2 protein-coding genes (1 of these 2 only partly in view) are annotated in these 1,159 nt (G+C 62.0%); one reads left to right on the top strand and one right to left on the bottom strand.

The annotated features are described in order from the left end of the window. Positions 1 to 34 precede the first annotated feature (34 nt). Positions 35 to 751, bottom strand: coding sequence for a transglycosylase family protein (locus K728_RS0108980; protein ID WP_024476497.1), 717 nt, complete (start codon positions 749 to 751; stop codon positions 35 to 37). Between the two features lie 238 nt (positions 752 to 989). Between K728_RS0108980 and K728_RS23190 the strand changes: the two genes are divergently transcribed. Then, on the top strand, positions 990 to 1,159 hold the 5' portion of the coding sequence (locus tag K728_RS23190; protein WP_443110949.1) for an acyl-CoA thioesterase. 154 nt of this gene lie beyond the right edge of the window; 170 of the gene's 324 nt are visible here — the first part of the coding sequence; the start codon lies at positions 990 to 992; the stop codon falls past the right edge of the window.

Here is a 1,159-nt window from a genome sequence, read left to right as displayed (position 1 = left end):
CCGTCGTCGTTGTGCAGTTGTTTACAGCGTGAGGCTATGAGGCCGGGAGCTGCAGCACATCACCGGTGAAGATGAGGTCAGCGTGAATGATGGTGTCGGCGTTGGCTTCGTACAGTGCCTGCCAGCCACCAACAACGCCCAGCTTGGCGGCGATGGTGCTGAGGGTGTCGCCTGACTCGATGGTGTAGGTGTCGCCGCTGAGTGCGGGAGCTGCAACGGGAGCCGCCGCCACAGGAGCCTGAGCAACTGGTGCCTGAGTTACGGGTGCCTGAGTTACGGGAGCCTGGACTACGGGAGCCTGAGCAACCGGTGCTGGGGCAACCTGAGGCTGGATCTGCTCAGCCTGCGCCTGGACTGGTGCCTGTGCAACAGGTGCCTGCTGCATTGGCTGTGCCGATGGGTTCGCTCCACCGCTCAAGCCGAGCTTGGCCGAGCACGCTGGCCACGCACCCCAGCCCTGACCCTGCAGAACGTTCTCTGCTACGGCAATCTGCTGCTCGCGGCTGGCGTCCTGAGGGGCGCCCTGTCCGCCGAATCCTGCCCAGGTGGAGGGGGTGAACTGGAGGCCGCCGGAGAAGCCGTTTCCGGTGTTGATGCCCCAGTCTCCGCCACTCTCGCACTGTGCGAGGGCGTCCCAGGTGCTGCCGGGGGCTGCGTTCGCCACTCCAGCTGATGCTCCCAGGCCGAGGCCGGCAAGAGCGATGACTGCTACGCCGCGGCGCGCGTTAGTGCTGAATTTTTGGTTCTTCATGGGTCTGATGCTCCGAAAGGCCACCAACGCTAGTTCCGTCCCCGGACATTTTTGCGCCGCTGCTCGCCTCGACTGTTTTAGTGGTCAGGTCTTTGGTGGCTGCCGGACGAGCAACGTCGGGTGGATTGGCAGCACCGGGCATATCAAGCTGCTGTTCGAAGAACTGGGCAGCCGGTTGTTTCCCTGAACGGGTTATCGTCTACGGTAGAACAGATTCCAATCGTTGCCAAATCGAGACATGGCGATGCTTGACGAGAGGGTGGGAAAAGGGATGGTTTTGGGTGGTCAAACACTGACCTGTTTGGTGCCGATGCGGTGGTCCGATATGGACGCCTACGGGCACATCAACAATGTACAGGTACTACGGCTTCTGGAGGAAGCGAGAATCCACGCTTTCGGGGCTCCCGG

It is taken from the genome of Arthrobacter sp. CAL618 (assembly GCF_000468215.1).
In the GTDB taxonomy this organism is placed as follows: Bacteria; Actinomycetota; Actinomycetes; order Actinomycetales; family Micrococcaceae; genus Arthrobacter_D.
Note: the sequence above shows the minus strand (reverse complement) of the source record. Positions and strands in the feature narration are given on the sequence as shown.